Consider the following 25,784-nt stretch of genomic DNA (forward strand, 5'->3'; position numbering starts at 1 on the left):
CAAACTTGCAGTGCCGGTCCGACCCGGCACTGCACGCCAAAATTACATAAAGCCCAGGACAGTTCGCGGAGTCGATCGGCAGTAACTGTGAAGGAGACGCAATGCGCAATACCATGTTTCGTTGGCTCGCCCTGGTGGCGGCAGCAGGCCTCGCGAGCAGTGCGGTTTATGCGGGGTTTGCCGACCCGATGCACTCGCCGGCAATCACCAACCCACGCGCTGCACACGAACCCGTGATGGCCGTTGCCCAGGCCGGCCAGCGACTGGTCGCGGTGGGGCCACGCGGCGTCATTCTCGTCTCGGACGACGACGCGGCGCACTGGCGCCAGGTGAACGTGCCAGTGAGCGCCGATCTTGTTGCGGTGACCTTCAAGTCCGCGACGCTGGGCTGGGCGGTCGGACACGATGGGGAAGTGCTCCATACGGTCGATGGCGGGAATACCTGGACGCGCCAGCTTGACGGCGAGCAGGCCGCGAAGCTGATGACCGACTATTACGCGAAGCAGCAGGGCGATTCGCCGGACTTGAAGGCCTCGCGCGAGGAGGCCCAGCGCTTCGTGGCCGACCAGGGCGGACGTCCTTTCCTCGACGTCTGGTTCGACGACGAGCGCTCGGGCTGGGTCATCGGTTCGTTCAACATCATTTTCCATACCGAAGACGGCGGCAAGAGCTGGGTTCCATGGTTTGACCGCGTCGACAACCCGGACGCCCTGAACCTGCATGCGATGCGGCGTATTAACGGGACGCTCTATATCGTGGGCGAGCAGGGCCTGCTGCTCAAACTCGATCCCGACAGGCAGCGCTTCGTTGCGGTGTCCTCGCCGTCCAAGGGCAGCCTCTTCGGACTCGCCGCGGCTGGCAACGCGATGGTCGTGTACGGGCTGCTCGGCAACGCCTACCGCTCCACCGATGGCGGCGCCACCTGGAGCAAGATCACGCTGCCAACCGGCGCGAGCATCCTCGCCTCAGCCGAACTCCCGAATGGTCGTCTGCTGCTGGCCACGCAGGCCGGCGAGCTGCTCGAGAGCACCGATCAGGGCGCAACGTTTCACACACTGGGCGCGAGCCAGCCGGGCGGGGTCTTCGCCATGGCGCTGCGCGACGACACCGCGGTGCTGGCCGGCGCAGCCGGACTGACGCGGGTCACATTGGCGAAGTCGCAATAAGGGGGAGCAGACATGGCTGGCGGCAACAATGCCCAATTCGACAAGATGCCCGTCGTGGCGGATCTTGCCCAGTTCGATTCGCGTTCTGGCAACGCGCTCGAGCGGCTGATCTTCAACCGGCGTCCCTGGCTGATGATCATCTGCGCGATCATCACCGCGGTGCTCGGGTTTCAGGCGACGCGGCTCGATGTCAATGCGAGTTTCGAGAAGATGATTCCGCTCTCGCATCCGTACATCAAGAACTATCTTGCCAACAAGGCGGACCTGAAGGGACTCGGCAACTCGCTGCGTATCGTCGTCGAGAATCCTTCCGGCGACATCTACGATCCGAAGTACCTGGCGGCACTGCGTCGCATCAACGATGCCCTGTTCCTGATTCCAGGCGTTGATCGCCCGGGCGTGAAATCGCTGTGGATGCCGATCGTGCGCTGGAACGTGGTGACCGAGAAGGGCTTCGCGGGCGGTCCCGTCATGCCGGACGGCTTCGACAGTTCGACTCAGGCGATTACACAGCTGCGTACGAACGTGGCGCGGGCCAATATCGTTGGCAGCCTCGTATCCAACGACCTGCATTCGAGCATGATCCAGCTGCCGCTGCTGGACCACTACGCCGATACGGGCAAGGCGCTTGACTACGCGAAGCTCTCGCGCCAGATCGACGAGGTCATCAAGACCGAAGGCCGGGGCGAGGTGCGCGTGCACGTGGTGGGCTTCGCCAGGCTGATCGGAGACCTGATCGCGGGTCTGAAGCAGGTGGCGATGTACTTTGGTATCGCCGCGGCGATTGCGCTCACCGTGATCTTTCTATACACCCGCTGCTATCGCAGCACGCTGCTGGTGGTGGCCTGCTCTCTCATCGCCGTGGTCTGGCAGCTGGGCATCATCAGCACACTCGGCTACGTGCTTGATCCGTATTCGGTGCTGGTGCCGTTCCTCGTGTTCGCGATCGGCGTGTCGCATGGCGCGCAGAAGATGAACGGCATCACGCAGGACATCGGGCGCGGCACGCACCGCTACGTGGCTGCGCGCTATACGTTCCGGCGGCTCTTCCTGGCCGGACTCACGGCGCTGCTCGCGGACGTCGTCGGCTTCGCCGTGCTGATGGTAATCGACATTCCGGTGATCAAGGACCTGGCCTTCACGGCGAGCGTAGGCGTGGGCGTGCTTGTCTTCACGAATCTGCTGCTGCTGCCGGTGCTGCTCTCGTATGTGGGTGTGAGTCCGTCGGCGGCACGTCGCAGCGTGCGTGGCGAGCAGAACGACGAACGCGGCACGTCGTCCGCGGGTGCGCTCTGGAACCTGCTGGACCGGTTCACCGAGCGCCGCTGGGCGGTGGGCGCGATCGTGTGCGCGGCGGCGCTCACGGCAGTCGGCTGGTCGATCAGCCAGCACCTGCAGATCGGCGACCTGGATAGCGGCGCACCGGAGCTGCGCCCGAACTCGCGCTACAACCTTGACAACGCGTACATCAACGCGCACTTCGGGCTGTCGAGCGATCTGTTCGTAGTGGTCGGCAAGTCGTCGCACGGCACCTGCGACGCGAACAACTTCCCGCTCGTGCTGGAGGCGGACCGCCTCGAGACCGCACTGCGCGGCGTTCCGGGCGTGCAGACGACGACCTCGGTGGGTGGCCTGACGCGCTGGATGACCTCGGGCTTCTACGAGGGCTATCCGAAGTGGTACACGATCGACCGTGTGCCATCGATCATCAACAAGACGGTCTGGCAGATCCTGCTGGACCATCCGGACCTGATCAGCCAGACGTGCGGTACGGCGCCGGTCATTGCGTATCTGACGGACCACAAGGCGGCAACGCTCTCGCGGGTGATGGAGGTGGCCGAGGAGTTCGCGAAGGCGCACAGTGATGCGGACCACCAGTTCCTGATGGCGGCGGGCTCGGCGGGTATTGACGCGGTGACGAACGTGGTTGTTGCGAAGGCGAACCGCACGATGCTGTTCATGGTGTACGCGGCGGTGATCCTGCTGTGCTTCATCACGTTCCGCAGCTGGCGCGCGGTGGTTGTGGCGGTCGTTCCGCTCGGCATTACGTCGGTGCTGTGCGAGGCGCTCATGGTTAAGCTGGGTATTGGCGTGAAGGTGGCGACGCTGCCGGTGATTGCGCTGGGGGTGGGGATCGGCGTGGACTACGCGCTGTACCTGCTGAGCGTGCAGCTTGCGTACCAGCGCACAGGGCAGCCGCTGAAGGTGGCCTACCGCCACGCGGTGCAGTTCACGGGCAAGGTGGTGGCGCTGGTGGGTGTGACGCTGGCCGCGGGGGTGGTGACGTGGGCGTTCTCGCCGATCAAGTTTCAGGCCGATATGGGCATCCTGCTTACGTTCATGTTCCTGTGGAACATGATCGGTGCGCTGATCCTGATCCCGGCGCTGTCGCATTTCCTGTTGCAAGGGATTTCCCGCAAGGCAGTGGCGAAACCCGCGGCGGCGGGTTCGTCGCAGGTCGAAGCCCGCAATGGCGAGGTGACCCTGCGGTCGTGACCGTGTGGCATGTGCCGCGTTACGCGGCACCGCCCGCAGAACGAATGTAGCGGGCCGCCATCTGCGAAGATGGCGGGCACGAATTGCGTGCAAGACAGGAGATGTCGGGGCGGACGGTGCTGGGCAGGCCTACACCACGGACATCGAGAAGCTCAGGATCTCCGAGACGCCGCCGTCTACCATCAGCATCTGGCCATTCATGTAGGAGCTGGCCTCGGAGGCGAGAAACACGGCTACGCCGCCGAGTTCTTCCGGGTTCCCCCAGCGTCCAACTGAGATATGCGAGCGGACGATCTCCTTCATTTGCGGATTCGATGTAACGGGCTCGGCCATATCGGTGAGGAAATAGCCGGGACAGATACCGTTGCAACGAATGCCGTGGCGGCCCAACTCCGCGCCGAGCGATTTCGTGAGCCCGGCGACCGCGTGCTTGCTGGCCACGTATGCCTGGAGCTTCTCCCGGCCGAGCACCGAAACGTAAGAGCCCACGTTGATGATGCGTCCGTGCCCGCGTTCGATCATGGGACGAGCGACTTCCTGCGCGAGCAGATACGCGGCCGTGACGTTGGTATCCATCGTCCTTTGCCACATTTCAACGCTCGACTGGAGAAAATCGCTCCATTCGCAAATGCCGGCATTGTTGAGCAGGACGTCGATGCGTCCATGACGCGCAAGGACGTTGCGTACGCCGTTTCTGATCGCGTCTTGATCCGTGAGATCGAACGGTTCGACGTCGACGCTGCCGCCCGTCTTCCGGATCGATTCCGCGGCAGTTTCCAGACTCTCGCGCGATCGCGCGCAAAGAATGACGGTCGCACCTGCCGACGCCAACGCACGTGCCATAGCGAAGCCGAGGCCGCGTGACGCTCCGGTGACGAGCGCAATCTGTCCTTCCAGTGAAAACAGTTTCATAGTCTGACTCCCATCGATCATGCAGTAGCTGCCTGCTGGTGGCGAATGACGATCTTGCCGAAATGCTGCTGGCTTTCGAGGTGCCGCAGCGCATCCGGTACGTGTGCAAAGTCATAAATCGAGTCGATTACCGGCCGCAGTTTGTGCAGGCCGATCGCGCGATTCATCGCTTCGAAATCCTGACGGGAACCGACGCGGATCGGCGCGATCGACAGGCCACGCGTGAAGAATCCCTCGCCCGGAGAGGGGGCGCCGGTTAGCAGCCCCACGACGCTGATCCGGCCGCCATCCCGTGTGGCGGCAACGGACTTGCCGAACGTTTGCGCGCCTCCCACCTCGACGACGACGTCGACGCCCAGTCCATCGGTCAGGCGCAGCACGGCGTCGTCCCATTGCGGCGTTTCGCGGTAGTTGATGGTAGCGTCGGCGCCTAATTCCGCGAGGCGTTTGACCTTCGCATCGCTCGACGAGGTGGCAATCACGCGAGCGCCGAACAGACGCGCAAGCTGCAGCGCGAAAATCGATACGCCGCCCGTCCCTTGTACGAGGACAGTTTCGCCCGGCAGAAGGGGCGCGTGCGTGCACAACGCGTTCCATGCGGTGACCGCGGCGCAGGGCAGCGTCGCAGCCTCCTCGTCGGAGAGATGATCCGGAACGCCAACCAGTTCCTCCTCGCTCAACACCACCTTGTCGCGCAGCATGCCTTCGACTATCGCGCCGCGGCCCAGCATATCCGCGTGTTGCGGACGCGCGCCGCCATGCCAGTTTTCCGCGAAATTCGCCATCACCCGGTCGCCGGGCTTGAAACGCCGAACGCCAGAACCGACTGCAAGCACGACGCCGGCGCCGTCCGAGGCGGGAATGAAGTTGGGCGCCATCCAGTCGCGAAACGCGCCGTTCATCAGCAACAGCTCGCGGAAGTTCAGCGAACTCGCATTGACCTGCACGAGGACTTCACGAGCGCCGGGCGGCGGTGGATCGGGTTCCTCGCGTAGCGCCAGGCCTGAGATTCCCTCAAAACGTTCGCATCGATAGAGCTTCATTCGTTGTCTCCATGGTGGTGAACGAGAGCGCCAAATTCGTTGCCGAACGACGCCTTGTTCATTCTTCTCGTTGACAGCCGTAAAAAGATGAGTTCAGAATATGGAACATTGTTCAACAAAGCGTTCGGAGCGTCAAATTGAAGATACTGGTCGCGGTGAAGCGCGTGATCGACTACAACGTGAAACCGCGGGTGAAAGCCGACGGTTCGGGTGTCGATCTGGCCAACGTGAAGATGGCCATGAACCCGTTCGATGAGATCGCGGTAGAGGAGGCGGTGCGCCTCAAGGAAGCGGGTATTGCGAGTGAAGTCGTCGTGGTATCGGCGGGAACTGCGCAATCGCAGGAGGTGTTGCGCACGGCGCTCGCCATGGGGGCGGATCGCGCAGTGCTCGTCGAAAGCGATGCCGACCTGCAACCTCTCGCAGTCGCCAAACTGCTGAGCGCCGTTGCGTCGCGGGAAAACCCGCAACTGGTGTTGCTCGGCAAGCAGGCCATCGACAACGACGCTGGTCAAACCGGTCAGAAGCTCGCCGCATTGCTCGGCTGGCCGCAAGCGACATTCGCGTTCAAGACGGAAGTGGACGGGCAGCAACTGCTCGTCACGCGTGAGATCGACGGTGGACTCGAACGCGTCGCGCTCGATTTGCCGGCCGTGGTCACGACGGATCTGCGCTTGAATAGTCCGCGCTACGTCACGCTGCCCAACATCATGAAGGCGAAGAAGAAGCCGCTGGAGACGCTGAGCCCCGGAGCGCTGAACGTTGACGTCGCGCCTCGTTTGAAGGTTCTCGAAGTGACTGAGCCGCCGGCGCGTAAAGGCGGCGTAATGGTTCCGGATGTTGCAGCGCTGATTGAAAAGCTTCGCAACGAAGCGAAGGTGATCTGATCATGACTATTCTCGTAATCGCCGAACACGACAACGCAACCCTGCAGCGCGCCACGCTCAACGCCGTCACGGCGGCGGGCGCAGCGGGCGGCGACATTCATGTGCTGGTGGCCGGCCACGGCGCAGCGGCCGTGGTGGAGCAAGCGGCAAGCATTGCCGGTGTCGCCGAGGTGCTGGTGGCGGACGCACCCGAGTACGCGCACGCGCTGCCGGAAAATCTCGCCTCACTCGTTGTTTCACTTGCCAGCGGCTATACGCATGTGATTGCCGCTTCGACGGCCGTGGGCAAGAACTTCATGCCCCGCGTGGCGGCGTTGCTCGACAGCGCGCAGATTTCCGATGTCGTCGCCGTCAGGGCGCCGGATGTATTCGTGCGTCCGATCTACGCGGGCAATGCACTCGCAACGGTGCAATCGTCCGATGCCATCAAAGTCATCACGATCCGCCCGACCGCCTTCGATGCGGCGGCCACCGGTTCGGGCACCGCGCCCGCGCGCGCGGTTGCCACGGCACCGGCCTTCGATAAGGCCCGTTTTGTCGGTCAGGAACTCACGAAGTCGAGCCGCCCGGAGCTTTCCGCGGCGAATATCGTCGTTTCGGGCGGCCGCGGCATGCAGAACGGCGATAACTTCAAGCTGCTCGATGCGCTCGCGGACAAGCTCGGCGCCGCCGTCGGCGCGTCGCGCGCGGCCGTCGACGCCGGGTTCGCGCCGAACGACTATCAGGTCGGGCAGACCGGCAAGATCGTCGCGCCCCAGTTGTATATCGCCGTGGGCATCTCCGGCGCTATTCAGCACCTTGCCGGCATGAAGGACTCGAAAGTCATCGTCGCGATCAACAAGGACAGCGAGGCGCCGATTTTTCAGGTGGCCGATTACGGGCTCACCGCCGATCTGTTCGAAGCGGTACCCGCGCTGACCGCGGCGCTCGATTGAGTTCGATTGACGTTCGCCCGGATTGACAGCAATCCTGGCGTAAGCCTAGCATCTGAACGCCGTTCACAGAAATTGCACCGATAGTTGCATATTGGCTACCGACCAGGCTGCAAGACGAGCGGCCGCTACATAAAAAGCCGGAACCGGCGCCTACGCCGGCCACATCAAGGAGATATCCATGGGTAACAGAGGTCCCGATTCGGGTGAGCACACGGTCAGACTCGATTTCGTCCCGAAGGACAGTTACCTGTCGAAGCAGTTTCTCGAGCGGGAGAACGAGCGCCTGTGGCCGCGCGTGTGGCAGGTTGCCTGCCGCCTGGAAGAGATTCCCAACGTCGGCGACTACGTGACCTTCGATGTGGCGGGCGAGTCGATCATCGTCGTGCGAAAGTCGGCTGAAGAGATCAAGGCCTTTTTCAACGTCTGCCAGCATCGCGGCCGCCGCCTGACCAACGGATGCGGCAAGGCCGCGAAATTCCACTGCGCCTATCACGGCTGGCAGTGGAATCTGGACGGCAGTGTGGCGCGCGTGCTCGACCGGCAAGACTGGGAAGGCTGCCCGGAAATGGCCGATGGCGATCTGCATCTCACCGACGTTCTGGTGGACACGTGGGGCGGTTTCGTTTTCATCAACATGGATCCGAACGCCGAGCCGCTCGCAAAATTCCTCGATCCGGTGCCGGAGATCACGAACTGCTTCGAGTTCGAGAAGATGCGCTACCGCTGGTACAAGTCGATTCGCCTGCCGTGCAACTGGAAGGTCGCGCTCGAAGCGTTCAACGAAGGCTATCACGTTGCCGCAACGCATCCGCAATTGCTCGACGTTGCCGGCGACGACGTAACGCGCAGCTTCGCCTACGGCCGCCACGGCATGTTCGGGTACTCGACGGCCACGCGCATGATCGGTGCGCCGTCGCCGCGCACCGGCAAGCCGATGCCGGAGGACGTGCGCCAGGGGCTCGTGAACTTCTTCCGTGTCATGGAGGAAACCCTCAAGGCGATCAACACCGCTCGCGACTATGAAGCCGCGAAGCGTTTGATGCATGAAATGTCGCCGTCGGGCAACCAGTTCGAAGTCCTTGGGAAAGCGATGGAGTTCCAGCGCGAAGCAGCCATCGCCGAAGGCGCGGGCTGGCCCGATATCACGTTCGAGCAACTCGGTCGCGCCGGTGCGGACTGGCACGTGTTTCCGAATCTCGTGTTTCTCCCGTACCCCGACGGCGCGCTGTTCTATCGCGCACGGCCGGACGGTGACAACCCCGATTCGTGCATCTACGACATCTGGTCGCTCCAGCGCTTCGCGCCTGGCGCGGAGCCGCCGTTGAAGCGTGAGTTTTATTATGGCGCGGACGACTGGAAGGAGAACGCGCAGGAGAACTTCGGCCTGATCCTGTGGCAGGACTTCCAGAACATGACTAACGTGCAGCAGGGTATGAAGTCGCGCGGGTTCAAGGGTTCGCGCACGAATCCGCTTCAGGAAACGTCGGTGTCGAACTTCCATCGCGCGCTGCGCGAATTCATCGCGCAGGAGGAGTGATGTCGGGGACCTGGGACGCAAGCTACGATTTCGTGGTGGTCGGGAGCGGTGGCGGTTCGATGTGCGCGGCGCTGGCCTGCAAGTCGGTGGGCAAGGAGGCGCTCATCATCGAGAAGTTGCCGAAGGTCGGCGGCTCGACCGGTTATTCGGGCGGGGTCTGGTGGTTGCCCAACAATCACGTGATGAAGCGCCACGGCGTGAGCGATTCGTATGAACGCGCGCGTCAATACTTCGACGCGGCGGTGACCTATCAAGGCCCAGGCACATCGGAGGCGCGACGCGAGGCGTATCTGCGCACCGGGCCGAAGATGGCCGAGTTCCTCGAACAGCACGGCATGCAGTTCGTGTACGCGGACGGCTGGTCCGACTACTACGACACGCTGCCCGGCGGAGAGCCGCGTGGCCGTTCGCTGCTGGCAAAACTGTTCGACGTGAAGGAGCTGGGCGAATGGGCGCCGCGTCTGTCGCGCTACAAAGGCCCTTCGATGCCGGCCAACTCGGACGAGTACCCGCAGCTCTTTCTGATGAAGCGGACGTGGGCCGGTAAGCGCAAGGCGATGCAGCTTGGCGGCCGCATGCTGTACCAGAAGATCTCGGGCAAAGAGCTGGTCGCCAACGGCGCGGCGATTCAGGGACGCATGTTGCAGATGGCGCTGCGCGCGAATGTGCCCATCTGGACCGACACGCCGGTGCGTGAACTCATTGTCGAGGACGGGCGTGTGACCGGCATCGTTGCGGTTCGCTGCGGCCGCGAGATGCGCATCCAGGCTCGCGAAGGCGTGCTGCTCAACACGGGCGGTTTTTCGCACAACGCGGAAATGCGCCGCAAATACCAGCCGCAGCCTTCATCGGCCGATTGGACCAACGCCAATCCGGGCGATACCGGTGAAATTCTGCAAGCCGCTATCGCGCTGGGCGGGGCCGTGGACTGCATGGAGGAAGCGTGGTGGGTCGTGACGTCGCTTGGCCCCAACGAAGAACTGCCCGAGGGGGCGCGTGCACCGGATGGATCGCCGCTGCCGTTCATGCATCACCTCGATCTTTCGCTGCCGTTTTCCATCATGGTTGATCAGGACGGCGAACGCTTCTGCGACGAAGCGGGGGCCTATATGGAAATCGGCCAGCGCATGTACCAGCGCCACAAGGAGACCGGCAAGGCCGTGCCCGCGTGGGTCGTCATGGACAGCCGGCAGCGCAAGTACTACCCGTGGGGCACAGCCATGCCGGGGCAGATTCCACAGAAGTGGCTCGACAGCGGCTACATGATCAAGGCCGATACGCTCGAAGAGCTGGCCGCGAAATGCAATATCGACCGTGACGGTCTGCTCAAGACGATCAAGCGCTTCAACGGCTTCTGCGAAACGGGCGTCGACGAAGACTACGGGCGCGGTTCGCGCGCATTCGATCGTTGCCACGGCGACCCGACCATTAAGCCGAACCCGAACCTCGCGCCGATCGAGGAGGGCCCGTTCTACGCGGTACGCATGTACCCCGGCGACGTCGGTACGGCGGGTGGCCTCGTGACCGACGAATACGCTCGCGTGCTCCGGGATGACGGCACACAGATTCCCGGCCTGTACGCCACCGGAAACTGCACGGCGTCCGTGGTCGGACGGTGCTATCCGGGCGCCGGCAGCAGTATCGGCGCGTCGTTCGTATTTGGTTATATCGCGGCGCTGCATGCGAGCGGCGCGCCAAAAATCTGGTGAGACAGGAGAGATACGAATGAATGCCTATCAGCCGCCCAGCAGTGAAGTCCTGGTCGACATTTACCGGCGCATGGCACTCATCAAGCAGAACGATGAGCGCTTTCGTGCCGTCATCAAGTCCGGCAAGCTGGTCATGCCGTACTACTCGCCGCGCGGCCAGGAAGTGATTCCCTCCGCGATGTCGGTGTGCCTCACCGACGACGACTACATCTGCACGATCTACCGCGGTGTTCACGACATGATCGCCAAGGGTGTGCCGCTCAAGGAATTGTGGGCCGAACTCGGCGGCCGCGTGACCGGCACCTGCAAGGGCAAAGGCGGCCCGATGCACGTTACCCATCCCGCTTCCGGCGTCATGGTGACGACGGGCATCGTGGGCAGTTCCATGCCCATTGCAAACGGACTCGCGCTGGCCGCGCAGATTCGTGGCGAGCCGCGGGTGGCCGTGGCTTATTTCGGCGACGGCGCGTCGAATATTGGTGCCTTCCACGAGTCGCTGAATATGGCTTCCGTCTGGAAGTTGCCGGTGATCTTCGTGTGCCAGAACAACGGCTACGCCGAGCACACCAAATACGCCTACGGCACTTCCGTGGCGAATATCGCGCAACGTGCGGTCGCTTATCAGATGCCCGGCGTAACGGTCAACGGCAACGATCCGATTGCGATGCACAAGGCGGCATGCGAGGCGGTCGATCGCGCGCGCAATGGCGGCGGGCCGACGCTCATCGAAGCGAATACCTTCCGCTTTCAGGGGCACGTGTTCGGAGACCCGGATGCGTACATGGACAAGCACGAAAAGGCTGCCTGGGTCGCCAAGGACCCCGTGCCGCTCTTCCGGCAGTGGCTCATCGACGCGAAGCACGCAACCGAAGAGCAACTGGCGGCGATGGAAGCGGATCACGAGGCGCAGATCGATGCTGCTGTCGAATTCACGTTGTCGAGCGAATATCCCGATGTCGCGGAGCTTCGGCGCGACATCTTCAAGGACGAGGTGATCGCATGAGCCAGGCACCCACGAACATCAACACCATCCAGGCAGTCAACTACGCGCTGGACGACGCAATGGCCGCCGACGCCAATGTGATCGTGCTGGGTGAAGACGTTGCCGATGGCCAGGAAGGCGGCATTGTCGGCGTGACGAAGGGACTGTCTTCGAAATACGGCACGTCGCGCGTGCGTTCGACGCCGATCTCCGAGCAGGCCATCATTGGTGCCGCGATCGGCGCGTCGATGGTCGGCATGCGTCCTGTTGCGGAAATCATGCTGATGAACTTCACGGCGGTCGCGATGGACATGATCGTCAATCACGCCGCGAAGCTGCGCTTCATGTCGGGCGGGCAGACTAACGTGCCTATCGTCATTCGCACCATGACGGGCGCGGGATTCGGCACGGGCGGCCAGCATGCCGACTACCTGGAGGCATGGTTCGCTCACGTTGCGGGCATCAAGGTCGTCGCGCCTTCCAACCCGGCCGATGCTTATGGCCTGATGCTCTCCTGCATCCGCGACGACGACCCATGCCTATTCATCGAGAACATGCCATCCTACTGGAATCCGGGCAATGCGCCGGAGCGCGGCGTGGCGATTCCGCTTGGTAAGGCCAACGTGGTGCGCGCAGGCACCGACGTGACGGTGATCAGCTACAGCCGCCGTGTGCAGGAGGTCATGGTTGCTGCCGAGGCGCTTGCGAAGGACGGCATTGCCTGTGAAGTGATCGATTTGCGCACTGTCTCTCCTTTGGATACCGAAACGATTTTGACTTCGGTTGCCAAAACCGGGCGCGCCGTCGTCGTGCATGAGGCGGTCAAGCCGTTCGGCGTGGGTGCGGAAATCGCATCGCGCATTTACGAAGCCCTTTTCCGCGAACTCAAGGCACCCGTACAGCGAGTGGGCGCGCAATTCTGCCCCGTGCCGTTCTCCAAGCCGCTTGAAGACGCGTTCGTTCCGGGCGTGGCCGATATCGAAGAGGCGGTTCGCGCCACGTTGAAATAACAGCGGCGCACACCCAAGGATTTTTATCATCAATAGAGCAAGGTTATGACCACACAAGTTCTGCTTCCCAAACTGGGCTTTTCGATGAACGAAGGCACGCTGGCCGAATGGCTGGCCGAAGACGGCGCAACCGTCAACGAAGGCCAGATTCTCTACGCGCTGGAGAGCGACAAATCGATTCAGGAAGTCGAGTCGCCAGCGTCGGGCACGCTGCGCATCGTTGCGCAGGTTGGTGAAGTGTATCCCGTCGGCACGCTGCTGGCGGAAATCGGCTGATCGGCTTCACGCCGTCAAGTACTCAAAGGTCGTTTGAAGAGGCATCCGCGATGAGTGTCGAATCCGTTGCTAACCGGCCGCAGGCCAATGCGAATGCCGGACCCGGCGAACCCGTAACGCCTGCATTTGGTGCCAATTTGCCGCCCTGGCCGCAGGTCGACTTCGCCGAATTCGGCGAGGTGGAGATCAAGCCGGTCTCGCGCATCCAGAAGCTCACAGGGGCCTTCCTGTCGCGCAACTGGCTCACGATTCCGCATGTGACGCACCACGACGACGCGGATATCACATCGCTCGAAACCTGGCGCAAGGCGCGCAACGAGGCGAATGCGGCAGTGAAGCTCACACCGCTCGTGTTTCTCATCAAGGCGGTGGTGCGCGCCTTGCAGGAGTTCCCGCAATTCAATGCCTCGCTCGACGGCGATGGCAAGAACATCGTCCTCAAGAAGTATTTCCACATTGGAGTCGCTGTCGACACCCGCTTTGGACTGCTCGTGCCGGTGCTGCGCGACTGCGACAAGAAGAGCGTCGAGGAACTCGCAACCGAACTCGCGGCGATTTCCCTGAAGGCGCGCGAAAAGGGCCTTTCGATGGCGGAGATGTCGGGCGGCTGCTTTTCGATCAGCTCGCTTGGCGGCTTTGGGGGTACCGGCTTCACGCCTATCGTCAATGCGCCGGAGGTGGCGATTCTCGGCGTGACCAAAACACGGCTGGCGGCCGCGCCCGCGGAAGACGGCGGTATTAGCTGGCGCAAGATGTTGCCCCTTTCGCTGAGCTACGACCATCGCGTCATCAATGGAGCCGATGCGGCGCGCTTCGCCGCATTCATCGGGACCGTGCTGGCCGATCCGCAGGCGTTCGCAGGCTAAGAGAACGAAGTGACAAAACAACGACGGGACTGAAATGAGAACCCTTGGCGAGATGATTGAGCGAAACGCTCGCTTGCATGCCGACCACACGGCGCTCGTGTACGCTGAGCGCCGTTTGACGCACGCTCAGCTGGCGGAGCGCGCGCGCCGCTTCTCGGGGGCGCTATATGAGCGCGGCCTGCGGCGTCAGGATCGGGTTGCGATCCTCGCGATGAATTGTGCGGAGTACTACGAGAGCTACCGCGCATGCGAGTGGGCAGGCTTCATTCTGGCAACCGTCAATTTCCGGCTGGCGCCAGCGGAGATTCTTTATATCCTCAAGGATGCGGCGCCCAAGGCGCTCGTCTTCGAGGCGCAGTACGCGGATGTCGTGGATGGGCTGCGTTCGCAATTGCCGGAAATCGAGCAGTACATCTGCATCGGCGACGCGCCGCAGTGGGCTGTTTCATTCGAAACGGTGATGGACGAGGGCCCGCTGGAAGGGCCGCCGATCCGTTCGAACCCGGAAGACTACGCCTACCTGATGTACACGAGCGGCACCACAGGGCGTCCCAAGGGCGTCGTCCGCACGCACCACGCCATGTGCGTGACCGCGGAAAGCTGCGCGCTCGTCACGGAATTTTCCGGCAAGACGCGCGTGCTGCAAACCACGCCGGCGTTCCATGTCGGCGGCATTGGTTTCGTCAATTCTGTGGCCTGGATGGGCGGCACGACGGTCGTGCATCGCGGCTTCGAGCCGAAGCAGATGCTCGAAACGATCGCCGAAGAACGTATCACCTTCACGTTCATGGTGGCCGCCATGCTTCAGGCGGTGCTCGACGTGCCGGAACTGTCGAGCTACGACGTATCGAGCATCGAGAACATCGTTACTGCGGCGGCGCCCGTGCCTGCGCCGCTGCTTTCGCGTGGCATTCAGGTGCTCGGCCCCGTGTTTTCGGTCCAATACGGCATGACCGAGAGCAACGCATGCTGGTTGCCTTCTCACGAGGTCAAGCCGCACGGCTCGCCGGAACAGGTTCGGCGCCTCGCATCGGTTGGGCGGCCGTGTCCCGGCATCGAACTACGCATCGTCGACGACCACGGCAACGACTTGCCGCAAGGCCAGCCGGGCGAGGTATGGCTGCGCTCGCAGACGCAATTGAGCGGCTACTGGAACAACAGCGTCGCGACGGTGGAAGCGCTGCGAGACGGCTGGTATCGCTCCGGCGACATGGGCTATCAGGACAAGGACGGCTATATCTTCCTCGTCGACCGCAAGAAGGACATGATCATTTCGGGCGGCGAGAACATTTACAGCCGTGAAGTCGAGGACGCACTGGTGCAGCATCCCGCAGTCATCGACGTGGCCGTGATCGGGGTTCCGCATGAGAAGTGGGGCGAATGTGTCAAGGCGATCGTCGTTTTGCGCCGGGGCGAACAAGCCAGCGAAGCCGAGCTGATCGAATTCTGCCGCGATCTGATCGCGAGCTACAAGTGCCCGAAAGCCATTGCGTTCGTCGACGAGCTACCGAGGTTGCCGACAGGCAAGATCAGCAAGGTGATTTTGCGCAAGCAGTTTGCGTAGTTGAACCGGCAATCGCTTCATTCAGAGAGAACCGATCATGGCCAAATGGCTAAAGAGTACGGAGTGCGTACAGTTCGAAGTCGCGGAGCGCGTTGCGCGCATCACGCTGAATCGCCCGGACAAGCGCAATGCCATCAACAATCCGCTGCTGCAGGAACTGAAGGCGGCATTGCTCGAAGCCGACGATCTGAAGTCGGTCAACGTGATCGTGCTTTCGGGCGCTGGCCGCGACTTCTGTGCGGGCTACGACCTCGTGACGACGTATACGGACCGGGCGGCGGAAGCCGTCGATCCAGGCGAGTATCGCGGCACGATTCGCAGTTTCGACGACGACTGCTGGTCGATGGAGCGGCAGGCGGAGACGGTCAATCTGATGGCCGAAATCCACAAGCCGATCATCGCGCAGGTTCACGGCAACTGTCTTGCAGGCGGCACGGATCTCGCGCTCGCATGCGACATGGTGATCGCCGCCGACAACGCGAGAATCGGTTTTCCCGCCACGCGCGCCAACGGCTCCCCCCCCGCGCACATGTGGTTCTATCACGTTGGTCCTCAGTGGGCGAAACGTCTGCTGCTTTCCGGAGACTCGCTCACGGGACGCGACGCGGCGAAGATCGGCCTCGTCATGGACGCGGTGCCGGCGGAGGAACTCGAAGCGGAGGTGGGCGAACTCGCACGCCGTCTGTCTTTCGTCGACGCCGATCTGCTGGCGGCCAACAAACGCATCGTCAACATCGGCCTGGAGTTGGCCGGTTCGCGCACGCTTCAGCGGCTCGCCGTGGAGAACGACTCGCGGGCTCACCAGAGCCAGGGACCGCGCCGCGCGCAGTTTAAGGCAGATATGGAAGCGGTTGGGCTCAAGGAAGCGCTCAAGCGCCGCGACGAGCCTTTCGGCGACGGGATGATCCGCCTGCACGCTCGTGGCAGTTGACGAACCGAACTCGAACGAACATCCGAACATCATGGACGTTGAACTCACATTGAATGGCGCGGTTGCGACACTGTGCCTGAACCGCCCCGAGAAGCTCAATGCGCTGACGCCGGAAATGCTCGAGCTGATTCTCGGCCACCTCGATCGCATCGAGCAGGACCCGGAGATTCGCGCAGTCATTCTCACCGGCGCGGGCCGCGCTTTCTGCGCGGGCGCCGACATCAAAGGCAGCGGCAGCGGCGCCACGCCGCCGCAAATGAGCGTTGCGCATGCGCGCGCATCGATGGCGGTGTATCAAAAGATCGCGCTGAGGCTGTACAACCTGAATAAGCCGATGGTCGCGGCTGTGCGGGGCGTTGCCGTGGGTATTGCATGGAGCTTCGCGCTGTGCGCGGACCAGTTGATCGTTTCCGATACGGCGCAGTTCATTCCCGCATTCCTGATGCGCGCCACGCTGCCCGAAGGCGGCATGGTGCATCTGCTTGCGCGTCATTGCGGCGAGTTTCGCGCCAAGGAAATCATGTATCTGAACCGCCGGCTGACAGGCAAGGAAGCGCTCGATATGGGTCTTGCCAGCCACTTCGTCGAGGACGGCGAACTCGACGCGGCAGCCGCGAAGCTGGCCGGCGAACTCGCGGCCGGCCCGACCTTTTCGCTTGGCCTGACGAAGCAATTGTTCCGGTTGAACACCGCAAGCATGGAAGAGTTTCTGGCCCAGGAACTGAACGCGGTAGCGCTCGCGGTGAATTCGGAAGACGCGGCGGAGGGCCGGCTGGCGGCGAGAGAGAAACGAGCGCCTGCCTTCCGTGGCCGCTGAGTTGGGGCGCCCGCACGAGCAGGGCGGGTCCGGCCAGTCTGATATACGGGTGCGTAAGAGATTCAGGAGTCGGGAAACATGAATTTTGAATACAGTAAGGAAGACGAAGCGTTTCGTCGGGAAGTGAGGCAGTTCTTCAAAGAGCATGCACCCGCCGATATTTCACGCCGGTGGCGCGTTGGCGTGCATCCGCCTGCGCGCAATGATATTCGCAAGTGGCAGGGCATTCTGTACGAGCGCGGCTGGGGTGCGCCCCATTTGCCGGTCGAGCATGGCGGCACCGACTGGAGCGGGTTTCGCAAGCATATCTTCATGGAAGAGCTGTACAACGCCGACGCCATGGACTACAGCTGGCAGTCCACGCATATGGTCGCGCCCGTCATCATCGCGTTCGGCTCGGCCTGGCAAAAAGAGCGCTTCCTGAAGCCGCTCCTGCGTGGCGACGAATTCTGGTGCCAGGGCTTCTCGGAACCGAACGCGGGCTCCGACCTCGCCGGATTGAGAACCACGGCGGTACTCGATGGCGACGAGTACGTCATCAACGGCCAGAAGATCTGGACGAGCGACGCCACGATTGCTGACTGGGGATTCTTTCTCGTCAAGACCGATACGACGGTCAAGCCGCAGCGAGGCATCTCGTTCCTGCTCGTCAAGATGGACACGCCGGGCATTACCGTGCGTCCGATCGTGTCAATCGAAGGCGGCAGGGGACTGAACGAGGTGTTCCTCGAGAACGTCCGTGTGCCGAAGGCGCATCTCGTGGGTGAGGCGGGCATGGGTTGGACCTATGCGAAGTACCTGCTGGAGAAGGAGCGCACGACAAGCGCGTTCCTGTACTTCAACAAACGTGAGTTGCAACGCGCGAAGGACATTGCCGCTCAGGAGATGGTCGACGGCGTGCGGCTGATCGATACGCCCGGGTTCGCGCGCAAGGTTGCGGAGATCGAAACGGATCTCATGGCGCTCGAGTGGTCGGTGCTGCGCATCCTCGCCGAAGAGAAGAGCGAGCGCAACCTCGATGCCGTGGTGTCCGCACTGAAGATCAGCGGGTCGGAAATGCAGCAGCGCGTGACGCAGCTACAGATGGACGCGCTGGGTCCCCGAGTGATGCGCTTCGACGACCACAGCGGCGCGCACGCCGATCCTGCGGTCGACGAAAACTGGCCAGATTACGTCGGCGGCCGCACGTCGGGCTATCTCATCGCTCGCGCATCCACCATTTACGGCGGTGCGCGCGAAGTGCAGAAGAACATCATTGCCAAACTCGCATTCGGACTGTAGCCATGGACTTCAACTTCTCCGAAGAACAATTGATGCTGAAGGATGGCGCGGAGCGCTACGTCCATCAGGAGTATGGATTCGAGGCGCGCACGCACATCGCGGCGCAGCAGGAGGGCTTCAGCCGCGAGCATTGGCGCGTATACGCGGAGCTTGGCTGGCTCGGACTGACCATGCCGGAAGATGTTGGCGGACTGGGGTGTTCGTTTGTCGAAATGGCGATCCTGATGGAGGCGCTCGGCCGCGGCATGGCGCTCGAGCCCGTCGTGCAAACGGCGCTGCTTTGCGCCACGATCATCGAGCGAGGCGACTCGCAGCCACAGCGCGAGACGCTGCTGCCCGCTGTCATCGAAGGCAAGTTGCTGCTTTCGCTCGCGGATAGTGAAGCGGGCAGCCGCTACAAGGTGGGTTGCCATGAGCGAACCCATGCTCGTAGAACCTCCTCGGGGTATCTCATCAGCGGCGCGAAGACGCTGGTGGTGGCCGGTGAGTCGGCAGATCAACTGCTCGTGACCGCGCGAGTGGAAAGCGCATCGCAAGGCGTTGCCGTGTTTCTTGTCGACCGTCGCGCTGCGGGCGCCACGTGCCGGCCGTATCGCCTGCTCGACGGTTCGCGTGCGGCGGATATCGATCTGCACAACGTCGAGGTCGGCGACGATGCGCTGATCGTCGGACCGGAGCGCGCGCTGGAGGTGCTCACGCAGGCAACGGAACTCGCCGTCCTTGCGAGCGTGGCCGAGAGTCTCGGCATGATGGAGGCGGTGATGGCCATCACTTCGGAGTACATCAAGGGACGCTCGCAGTTCGGCCAGCCCATCGGCAAGTTCCAGGCATTGCAGCACCGCATGGCGGAGATGTTCGTCGCCACGCAGGAAGCGCGCTCGATGTTGTACTGCGGAATTGCGCACCTGGACCGTCCGGCTGCCGAACGCAGCCGCGCCATCTCGGCGGCCAAGGCCGTTGCCGCGCGCGCCAATCGCTTCGTTTGTGCGCAGGGTATCCAGTTGCACGGCGGCATGGGGTTGACCGAGGAATATCCGATCGGACATTACTTCCGCAAGATGGCGATGATGGAAAAGATGTTCGGCGATATCGACTTTCATCTCGACCGCGTTGCGGCAAGCAACCGCACACCGGTAACGGCGTGAGCCCGGAGGAGCAGATCGTGCAACGCGTGAAAGACAAGATTGCGATTGTGACCGGGGCCGCATCGGGTATCGGCGCTGCCTGTGCCGTGAGGCTCGCGCAGGAAGGCGCCTTGCTGGTCGTGGCGGATCTGAATCTCGAAGGCGCGCAGGAGCAGGTTCGCCGTATCAAGGAGTCGGGCGGCCAGGCGGTTGCTGCGCGTGTCGATATCGGCGACGAAAGCTCGATCGAGGCGTTGTTCGATCTCACGCTCGAGGCCTGGGGCGGCCTCGATATCCTGCACAACAACGCCGCCGCCACGTCGCTTTCCAGTACGGTCGATGCGGCGGTCGAGGCGGTCGACGTCGCGGTCTGGGACGACACGATGCGCATCAATCTTCGCGGCACCATGCTGGCTTCGCGGCGCGCGCTGCCGCTCATGCGCTCGCGCGGCGGCGGTTCGATCATCAATACCTCTTCGGGCTCGGCTCAGGCAGGTGCGCTGGGGTACAGCGCCTATGGCGTCTGCAAGGCCGGCATCGAGAATTTGACGCGCTACATTGCCGCGCAGCACGGCAAGGAGGGCATACGGTGCAACGCGATCGCTCCCGGGCTGATCGTCACGCCGGTGACTCAGGCGTACTACGCGGGCGAACTCGGGGAAATGATGTTGAGCCACCATCTCACGCCTCGCCTCGGGCTGCCCGAGGACATTGCGCACGCGGTCGTGTATCTCGCTTCGGATGAAGCGGCGTTCGTCACGGGCCAGGTATTCAACGTTGACGGCGGACTGCTTTCGCACCAGCCTTACTATGCCGATGAATTCCGCGCGCGCTCGGCCGCAGCCAACGCTACGACGGGGGCGGCATGACGACGGACGCCAGCCTTCTTGAGCGTGTCGAACGCGTCGAGGCGCAACTCGCCATTCAGCAGTTGCCGGTTCGATACGCGCTCGCGGTCGATTCGCGCGATCTGGACAGCCTCGTGCAACTGTTCGCCGAAGACGTCAATTGCGGCCGATGGGGCGTGGGGCGCGCTGCGCTGAAAACGTTCTACGGGTCCGAACATATCCTGCGCGGCTTTTATCGCAGCATCCACCAGATCTGCGGCCACGCGGTCGATTTCATCGACGCCGACCATGCGACGGGCAGCGTATATTGCCGCGCGGAGCACGAGGACAACGGCTCGTGGGTGGTCATGGCGATCTGTTACTTCGATCACTATGTGCGGCGCGACGGGCAGTGGTATTTCGAGCGCCGCGAAGAGCAGCACTGGTATTCGACGGACTGGCTCGCACGTCCCGGCGCGCCGCGCTTCCAGAACTGGCCCGGCAAATATGAGGGTGACCGTTACCAGCCGCGTCTCCCGCAGGGCTTTCCGACGTGGGCGGCGTTCTGGAGCAGGAGCGAACAACCCGCCATCGACGCGTTGACGAAGGCGCCATAAGCGCCGCCGTAATCGTGTTTGCGCCTTCGGCGCTAGCGCGCGGGCGTGTGCATCAAAGCGCCGCTTCCCCGCGCAAAAGCACGTCGGCGCCACCGTCCGCGAAGGGAACCTGGCCCACCATGTAGCCATTGGCCGGACTGGCGAGGAACGCAAGGAGCGGAACGATCTGCTCAGCGCTCGCATAGTCCCGCACGGCGGTGGGTACACCCGCTGCAAGCGCCTCGCGGCCCTCGGCGGTTTCCAGCAGCGGCGCGACCATCGGCGTTTTCACAATGCCTGGCGCGATCCCGTTCAGCAACACCCCTTGGTCCGCCCAGCCGGGCAGCACGGCCGTGCGCCGTATCCATTGCGTCAGCGCGCGTTTGGACGACGCATAGCATTGAGCGCCGATTTTTGCGGCCTGTTCCCGCGCGGCGGTTTCGTCGCCGTCGAGGCACAACTCGACGAGGCGCGTATCGACGGGATGAAGCGAGGCCAGTGAAGAGATCACCACGACGCGGGGCTGCCTCGCGCGATGCAGGAGCGGCAACAGGCGCGGCAGCAGGTCCGCAACGCCGAAGTAGTTGACCGACACCAGCGTATCGCCGGCCACGGGGGGAGATACCCCGGCGCACGCGACCACCGCGTCGATCGATGGCGCAATCTCCAGCACGCGCGCGACGAGCGCTGCACGTTCCGCCGGGTCGGCGAGGTCCGAACACACATCGGCATTGTTCAGATCGACGCCAATCACCCGTTCGCCGAGTGCGGTCAAATGCCGGGCTAGCGCGGCGCCCATGCCGGAAGCCGCGCCGGTGATTAGCGTCGTGCGTGGGGCAGTCGTGGTCATGACGCTCAAGCCGCCGAGCCGGGCAGACGCACCACCAGGCCGTCCAGTTCCGGCGTCATGAAGATCTGGCACGTCAGACGGCTGTTTTCGCGCACGTCCATCGCACAGGTGAGCATGTCGACTTCGTAGGACTCGGCCGCTGGCATGTGGCCGCGCCAGGCTTCGTCGACGTAGGCGTGACAGGTCGCGCAACTGCAACTGCCGCCACAATCTCCGAGAATGCCCGGGACCTGGTTGTTCACCGCGGTTTGCATGACCGAGTCGCCAACGTTGGCGCTTACGCTGGCTTCGCTGCCGTCCGGCTGGATGAATCGAATGAGCGGCATGGCTTCTGGACCTCTGAAAAATTAGTTGGACTGGGGAAGCAGACTTTTCAACGGGATCGACTCGTCGGCGAGATCGGCCGCACGAACCGGAATTTTCTCGGCGACGAACCGCTTTGCCAGCATGAATTCGGGCGCACGGCTCACCGTGTCGGCTGCGAGCATCACGCCATCCTTGAGATAAAACGTCGAAAACGAGCGGCTTTCGGGACTGCCGCGCAGGACGAGTTCGTCGTAGCCCTGGGACAGCCCGACCATCTTGAGCTTCAGATCGTATTGATCGGACCAGAACCACGGCACGCTGTTATAGACGCGCTCCTTGCCGCACAGCGACGCCGCGGCGGTGCGGGCCTGCTCGAGTGCGTTCGGCACCGACTCCAGGCGCAGCCGGCGGCCGAGCGCGGGATTGGGATGGTTGGTGCAATCGCCGACCGCGAAAATATCCGGATCGGAGGTACGCGTATGCTCGTCCACCACGATGCCGTTGTCGACGGCGAGACCCGCGGCCTGCGCGAGTTCGGTGGCGGGCTCCAGTCCCACGCCGACGATGACGAGATCCGCCGCGACGCGCGTGCCGTCCGCGCAGCACACTGCGGCGACGGCGTCGCAGGACGCGTCGAGTTCGAAACTGCTCACGATCGCATTCGTGCGGATGTCGACCCCGGCCTCGCGGTGCACTTTCTCGTAGAACGTGGAAAGCTCGGGCGCGGTGACACGCGCGAGCACACGCGGCAATGCCTCGAGCACGGTGACATGCAAGCCGCGCTTCACGGCCACGGCGGCCACTTCGAGGCCGACATATCCGCCGCCGATGATCACGAGGCGAGAGCCCGCATGAAACTGGTTGCGAATGCGCGCGACGTGATCAAGCGTGCGAAGGTAGTGAAAATTCTGCAGCTTCTCGATGGCTTCGATACCCGGCAGCGCGAGTCGCCGCGCGCGGCCGCCGGTGGCCAGAACGACCTTGGCGTAGCTGATTTCGCTGCCATTGGAGAGCGTGACCCGCTTCGCGTCACGGTCGATGCGCTCCGCGCGCGTATTCGGAATGAACTCGACCCGTGCCTTGTCGTAAGTCGAAAGCGGTTTCAGGTAGAGCTGCTCGGCGGTCGACTCACCCGAAAGGAATGCCTTCGAAAGCGGTGGCCGCTGATACGGCAAATGCGGTTCTTCTCCCACCATCACGATGCGCCCCGTCCAACCCTGTTCGCGGATCGCGGTCGCGCATTCTCCCGCAGCGTGACCCGCCCCAACGATCAGCGCGGTGTTTTCTGCGTCTACAGCTGTCATAAGGCGAACTCCGTCTCGCACGGTCGCACTCGCTGCGGCCTTAGTTATTATGAATGATGTTCTAAATTGTGAACGACGATCGGCGCGGCTGTCAATGCTCATCAACCCCGCTCATCGACCCCGCTCATCGACCCCGCTCACGCACCCCGTTGGTCCCGCGGGGAGTTGACCATCGCCTCGATGCCGCCAACCGCAAAGCGGATCAAATAGGTGCGCATGCGCTCGATATGTGGTGCCGTAAGTGCGCGCGTACCGGATCGTGCTTCCTTCGCGTACAGCTCGTTGAGCACCAGATGAAACACGGACTCGACGAAATGCTGCACGAGTTCGACGGTTTCCCGCTTGGCGCCAGGCAGCGCCTTCGCGAAGGCGTCGCGGTAGCGCGCCGCCGCTGGCGCGTATTGGTCGTAGAACGGCGCTGTTAGGTCGGGGCGCTCCAGAAGACAGCCGATCTGGGTCAGCAGTCGCAGGTAATTTTGCCACCCCGGGTCGCCGCTTTTCAGATGCGCGAAGGCCGGCGCGGAAAGCGCGGTCACGATGGCTTCCACGTCGGGCCGCTCGCCATGCAGCGGAGCGAGCGCCGCTTCCAGCGATCCGATCACCTGCTGGCTGATCACGGCCGCGCGGCGGCCTATCGCCTGCTGGAACAGGGCGTCCTTGCTGCCGAAGTGGTAGCGCGCGAGGCTCAGCTCCATGCCGCAGCTCTGCATGATGTCGCGAATCGATGTACCAAAGTAACCGTGCATCGCGAACAGCCTTTCGGCCGTATCGAGAATGCGCTCGGGCGTTGTGCTGCGAGTCAGGGCGCGCGGCTCGTTGTTATCGGCGGCCGGGCTGCTGGCGGCTTGGGTATTCCTCGACGACATAGTTTCCCTTTCATTACGGGCGCAAACCGGTCAAGCGCCGGAGGCCCCTTCAACCGAATAATAAAACGTTCTTGCACAATCGTGCAAAATCGAACATAGTTCAACTATAGGTACAAACGGCAAGGCCGTGCACCTGCAATCGAACGACTAACGGAGACTGGAACCATGGCTGGCGCGCTGCGACTTGAAGACTTCGACGATCCGACGTTCAATCCCTTTTTCGAGGATTCGCTCGCTTACGGAGCCGATGCCAACCCGTATCCGCGCATTGCCGAGCTGCGCGAAAAAGGCACGGTTCAGGAAGGGGATTATCGTGTGCTGATGGGCGGTGCGGCGGACCTAACAATGTCCGATGTCGCGCACTACTGCGTATTCGGATACGACGAGGTATCGCAGGTGCTGGGCGATCCGGCGACGTACTCGAACAAGTCTTACGAGCGCAATATCGGCATCAGCTTCGGACGCAGCATTTCGACGATGGACGCGCCAGAGCACCCGCGCTACCGCCGCATTTTTCAGAAAGCATTTTTGCCGCACACGGTGGCGGCATGGGGCGACACATTGGTCGATCCTGTGGTAAACGAACTGATGTCGAAGTTCGTGGATCGCGGGCATGCGGATCTCGTCAACGAGTTCACGCTTCACTATCCGTTCAATATCATCTACCGTCAGCTCGCGTTGCCGCCGGAGGACGTGAAAATCTTTCACAAGCTGGCGATCGCGCAAACGCTGGTGTCGATCGACGTGGCGCACGGTGTGGAGGCGTCGACGAAGCTGGGCGCTTATTTCGCGCAACTCGTCGAGGCGCGCCGCAGCAATCCGGGCGACGATCTCGTCAGCGCGCTGGCCACCACGGAAGTCGATGGCGAATTGCTGCCTGACGAGGTCGTCATTTCGTTCCTGCGCCAACTCGTGAATGCGGGCGGCGACACCACCTATCGCGCAACCAGCGTGCTGCTGCTCGCATTGCTGCGCGCTCCCGCGCAGCTCGAGGCGGTGCGCCAGGATCGTACGCTGGTCGCGCAGGCTATCGAAGAGGCGCTGCGCTGGGACGGCCCCGTGTTGATGCAGTCGCGCATGGCGACGCGTGACGTCACGCTCGGTGGCGTCGAGATTCCCGCAGGCGCATTTCTCGACGTGCTGGCAGGCAGCGCCAATCGTGATCCCAGCCGTTTCCCCGATCCGGACAAGTTCGACATCTATCGCAAACCGGCTCACCGGCATTTCGCGTTTGCGTATGGACCTCACGTGTGCATTGGTCAACACCTCGCGCGTGTGGAGATGACGCGCGCGCTCAACGCGATCCTCGACCGCCTGCCCAATCTTCGTCTCGATCCGGACGCGCAGGCTCCGCAGATCAACGGCATCATGATGCGCGTTCCGCATTCGATTCCCGTCGTCTTCGGCTAATCAGAACAAAGCCGGCCTCACGGGCTTTGCACGAGGCCGACCGACAAGGCAAGTGCCGCCGGACAGCTCGCGCATAGAGTTGCCCGGCG

Annotated in this window: 24 protein-coding genes; 18 read left to right on the forward strand and 6 right to left on the reverse strand. The window is 62.8% G+C overall.

Going from position 1 to position 25,784, the window contains the following annotated elements:
* Nucleotides 1-101 precede the first annotated feature (101 nt).
* The gene (locus M3A49_RS11685) at nt 102-1,166 is read left to right on the forward strand and encodes a WD40/YVTN/BNR-like repeat-containing protein (protein WP_266228821.1); all 1,065 of its coding nucleotides are present in this window, start codon (nt 102-104) and stop codon (nt 1,164-1,166) included.
* A gap of 12 nt (nt 1,167-1,178) precedes the next feature.
* Nucleotides 1,179-3,662 (forward strand): efflux RND transporter permease subunit, encoded by a 2,484-nt coding sequence (locus M3A49_RS11690; RefSeq protein ID WP_254353300.1) that lies wholly within the window; start codon nt 1,179-1,181, stop codon nt 3,660-3,662.
* Nucleotides 3,663-3,791: 129 nt separating this feature from the next.
* Here M3A49_RS11690 and M3A49_RS11695 read toward each other — a convergent pair whose 3' ends face one another.
* Nucleotides 3,792-4,574 carry an SDR family oxidoreductase gene (locus M3A49_RS11695; protein ID WP_266228822.1) on the reverse strand — a complete coding sequence of 261 codons (783 nt, stop codon included), beginning with the start codon at nt 4,572-4,574 and terminating at the stop codon, nt 3,792-3,794.
* Nucleotides 4,575-4,591: 17 nt separating this feature from the next.
* The gene (locus M3A49_RS11700; RefSeq protein ID WP_266228823.1) at nt 4,592-5,617 is read right to left on the reverse strand and encodes a zinc-dependent alcohol dehydrogenase family protein; all 1,026 of its coding nucleotides are present in this window, start codon (nt 5,615-5,617) and stop codon (nt 4,592-4,594) included.
* 137 nt (nt 5,618-5,754) lie between these two features.
* Here M3A49_RS11700 and M3A49_RS11705 point away from each other — a divergent pair, with 137 nt between their 5' ends.
* The 15 genes from M3A49_RS11705 (at nt 5,755) to M3A49_RS11775 (ending at nt 20,980) form a co-directional block, all read left to right on the forward strand.
* On the forward strand, nt 5,755-6,504 hold the full coding sequence (locus M3A49_RS11705) for an electron transfer flavoprotein subunit beta/FixA family protein (RefSeq protein ID WP_266228824.1): 750 nt from the start codon (nt 5,755-5,757) through the stop codon (nt 6,502-6,504).
* A gap of 2 nt (nt 6,505-6,506) precedes the next feature.
* The gene (locus M3A49_RS11710; protein ID WP_266228825.1) at nt 6,507-7,439 is read left to right on the forward strand and encodes an electron transfer flavoprotein subunit alpha/FixB family protein; all 933 of its coding nucleotides are present in this window, start codon (nt 6,507-6,509) and stop codon (nt 7,437-7,439) included.
* A gap of 178 nt (nt 7,440-7,617) precedes the next feature.
* Entirely contained in the window at nt 7,618-8,976 is a 1,359-nt protein-coding gene (locus M3A49_RS11715) for an aromatic ring-hydroxylating oxygenase subunit alpha (protein ID WP_266228826.1), read from the forward strand.
* Nucleotides 8,976-10,685, forward strand: coding sequence for an FAD-binding protein (locus M3A49_RS11720; RefSeq protein ID WP_266228827.1), 1,710 nt, complete (start codon nt 8,976-8,978; stop codon nt 10,683-10,685). The genes M3A49_RS11715 and M3A49_RS11720 overlap by 1 nt, the downstream gene beginning before the upstream one ends.
* Before the next feature lie 16 nt (nt 10,686-10,701).
* Entirely contained in the window at nt 10,702-11,688 is a 987-nt protein-coding gene (locus tag M3A49_RS11725; RefSeq protein ID WP_266228828.1) for a thiamine pyrophosphate-dependent dehydrogenase E1 component subunit alpha, read from the forward strand.
* On the forward strand, nt 11,685-12,677 hold the full coding sequence (locus M3A49_RS11730; RefSeq protein WP_266228829.1) for an alpha-ketoacid dehydrogenase subunit beta: 993 nt from the start codon (nt 11,685-11,687) through the stop codon (nt 12,675-12,677). The genes M3A49_RS11725 and M3A49_RS11730 overlap by 4 nt, the downstream gene beginning before the upstream one ends.
* Before the next feature lie 45 nt (nt 12,678-12,722).
* Nucleotides 12,723-12,953 carry a lipoyl domain-containing protein gene (locus M3A49_RS11735; protein ID WP_254341490.1) on the forward strand — a complete coding sequence of 77 codons (231 nt, stop codon included), beginning with the start codon at nt 12,723-12,725 and terminating at the stop codon, nt 12,951-12,953.
* A gap of 50 nt (nt 12,954-13,003) precedes the next feature.
* On the forward strand, nt 13,004-13,819 hold the full coding sequence (locus M3A49_RS11740) for a 2-oxo acid dehydrogenase subunit E2 (RefSeq protein ID WP_266228830.1): 816 nt from the start codon (nt 13,004-13,006) through the stop codon (nt 13,817-13,819).
* Between the two features lie 34 nt (nt 13,820-13,853).
* Entirely contained in the window at nt 13,854-15,383 is a 1,530-nt protein-coding gene (locus M3A49_RS11745; RefSeq protein ID WP_266228831.1) for a class I adenylate-forming enzyme family protein, read from the forward strand.
* A 37-nt stretch (nt 15,384-15,420) separates the two neighbouring features.
* Entirely contained in the window at nt 15,421-16,314 is an 894-nt protein-coding gene (locus M3A49_RS11750; protein ID WP_266228832.1) for a crotonase/enoyl-CoA hydratase family protein, read from the forward strand.
* 31 nt (nt 16,315-16,345) lie between these two features.
* Nucleotides 16,346-17,131 carry an enoyl-CoA hydratase/isomerase family protein gene (locus tag M3A49_RS11755; RefSeq protein WP_266228833.1) on the forward strand — a complete coding sequence of 262 codons (786 nt, stop codon included), beginning with the start codon at nt 16,346-16,348 and terminating at the stop codon, nt 17,129-17,131.
* 78 nt (nt 17,132-17,209) lie between these two features.
* Complete coding sequence (locus tag M3A49_RS11760) at nt 17,210-18,412, forward strand: acyl-CoA dehydrogenase family protein (protein ID WP_266228834.1); 1,203 nt, start codon at nt 17,210-17,212, stop codon at nt 18,410-18,412.
* A 2-nt stretch (nt 18,413-18,414) separates the two neighbouring features.
* Complete coding sequence (locus M3A49_RS11765) at nt 18,415-19,557, forward strand: acyl-CoA dehydrogenase family protein (RefSeq protein ID WP_266228835.1); 1,143 nt, start codon at nt 18,415-18,417, stop codon at nt 19,555-19,557.
* 17 nt (nt 19,558-19,574) lie between these two features.
* Entirely contained in the window at nt 19,575-20,405 is an 831-nt protein-coding gene (locus M3A49_RS11770; protein ID WP_266228836.1) for an SDR family oxidoreductase, read from the forward strand.
* On the forward strand, nt 20,402-20,980 hold the full coding sequence (locus M3A49_RS11775; RefSeq protein ID WP_254353286.1) for a nuclear transport factor 2 family protein: 579 nt from the start codon (nt 20,402-20,404) through the stop codon (nt 20,978-20,980). Before M3A49_RS11770 ends, M3A49_RS11775 begins: the two co-directional genes overlap by 4 nt.
* 52 nt (nt 20,981-21,032) lie before the next feature.
* Here M3A49_RS11775 and M3A49_RS11780 read toward each other — a convergent pair whose 3' ends face one another.
* The 4 genes from M3A49_RS11780 to M3A49_RS11795 form a co-directional block, all read right to left on the reverse strand.
* Complete coding sequence (locus M3A49_RS11780) at nt 21,033-21,809, reverse strand: SDR family oxidoreductase (RefSeq protein ID WP_266228837.1); 777 nt, start codon at nt 21,807-21,809, stop codon at nt 21,033-21,035.
* Nucleotides 21,810-21,814: 5 nt separating this feature from the next.
* Nucleotides 21,815-22,135, reverse strand: a complete 321-nt coding sequence (locus M3A49_RS11785; RefSeq protein WP_069268796.1) for a 2Fe-2S iron-sulfur cluster-binding protein — start codon at nt 22,133-22,135, stop codon at nt 21,815-21,817.
* A gap of 21 nt (nt 22,136-22,156) precedes the next feature.
* Nucleotides 22,157-23,419 carry an NAD(P)/FAD-dependent oxidoreductase gene (locus M3A49_RS11790; RefSeq protein ID WP_266228886.1) on the reverse strand — a complete coding sequence of 421 codons (1,263 nt, stop codon included), beginning with the start codon at nt 23,417-23,419 and terminating at the stop codon, nt 22,157-22,159.
* A 137-nt stretch (nt 23,420-23,556) separates the two neighbouring features.
* Nucleotides 23,557-24,285: a TetR/AcrR family transcriptional regulator gene (locus M3A49_RS11795; RefSeq protein ID WP_266228838.1), complete on the reverse strand. Its 729-nt coding sequence runs from the start codon at nt 24,283-24,285 to the stop codon at nt 23,557-23,559.
* Nucleotides 24,286-24,450: 165 nt separating this feature from the next.
* Between M3A49_RS11795 and M3A49_RS11800 the strand changes: the two genes are divergently transcribed.
* Nucleotides 24,451-25,695 (forward strand): cytochrome P450, encoded by a 1,245-nt coding sequence (locus tag M3A49_RS11800; RefSeq protein ID WP_266228839.1) that lies wholly within the window; start codon nt 24,451-24,453, stop codon nt 25,693-25,695.
* Nucleotides 25,696-25,784 lie beyond the last annotated feature (89 nt).

It is taken from the genome of Paraburkholderia sp. CNPSo 3076 (genome assembly GCF_026343935.1).
Lineage (GTDB): Bacteria > Pseudomonadota > Gammaproteobacteria > Burkholderiales > Burkholderiaceae > Paraburkholderia > Paraburkholderia nodosa.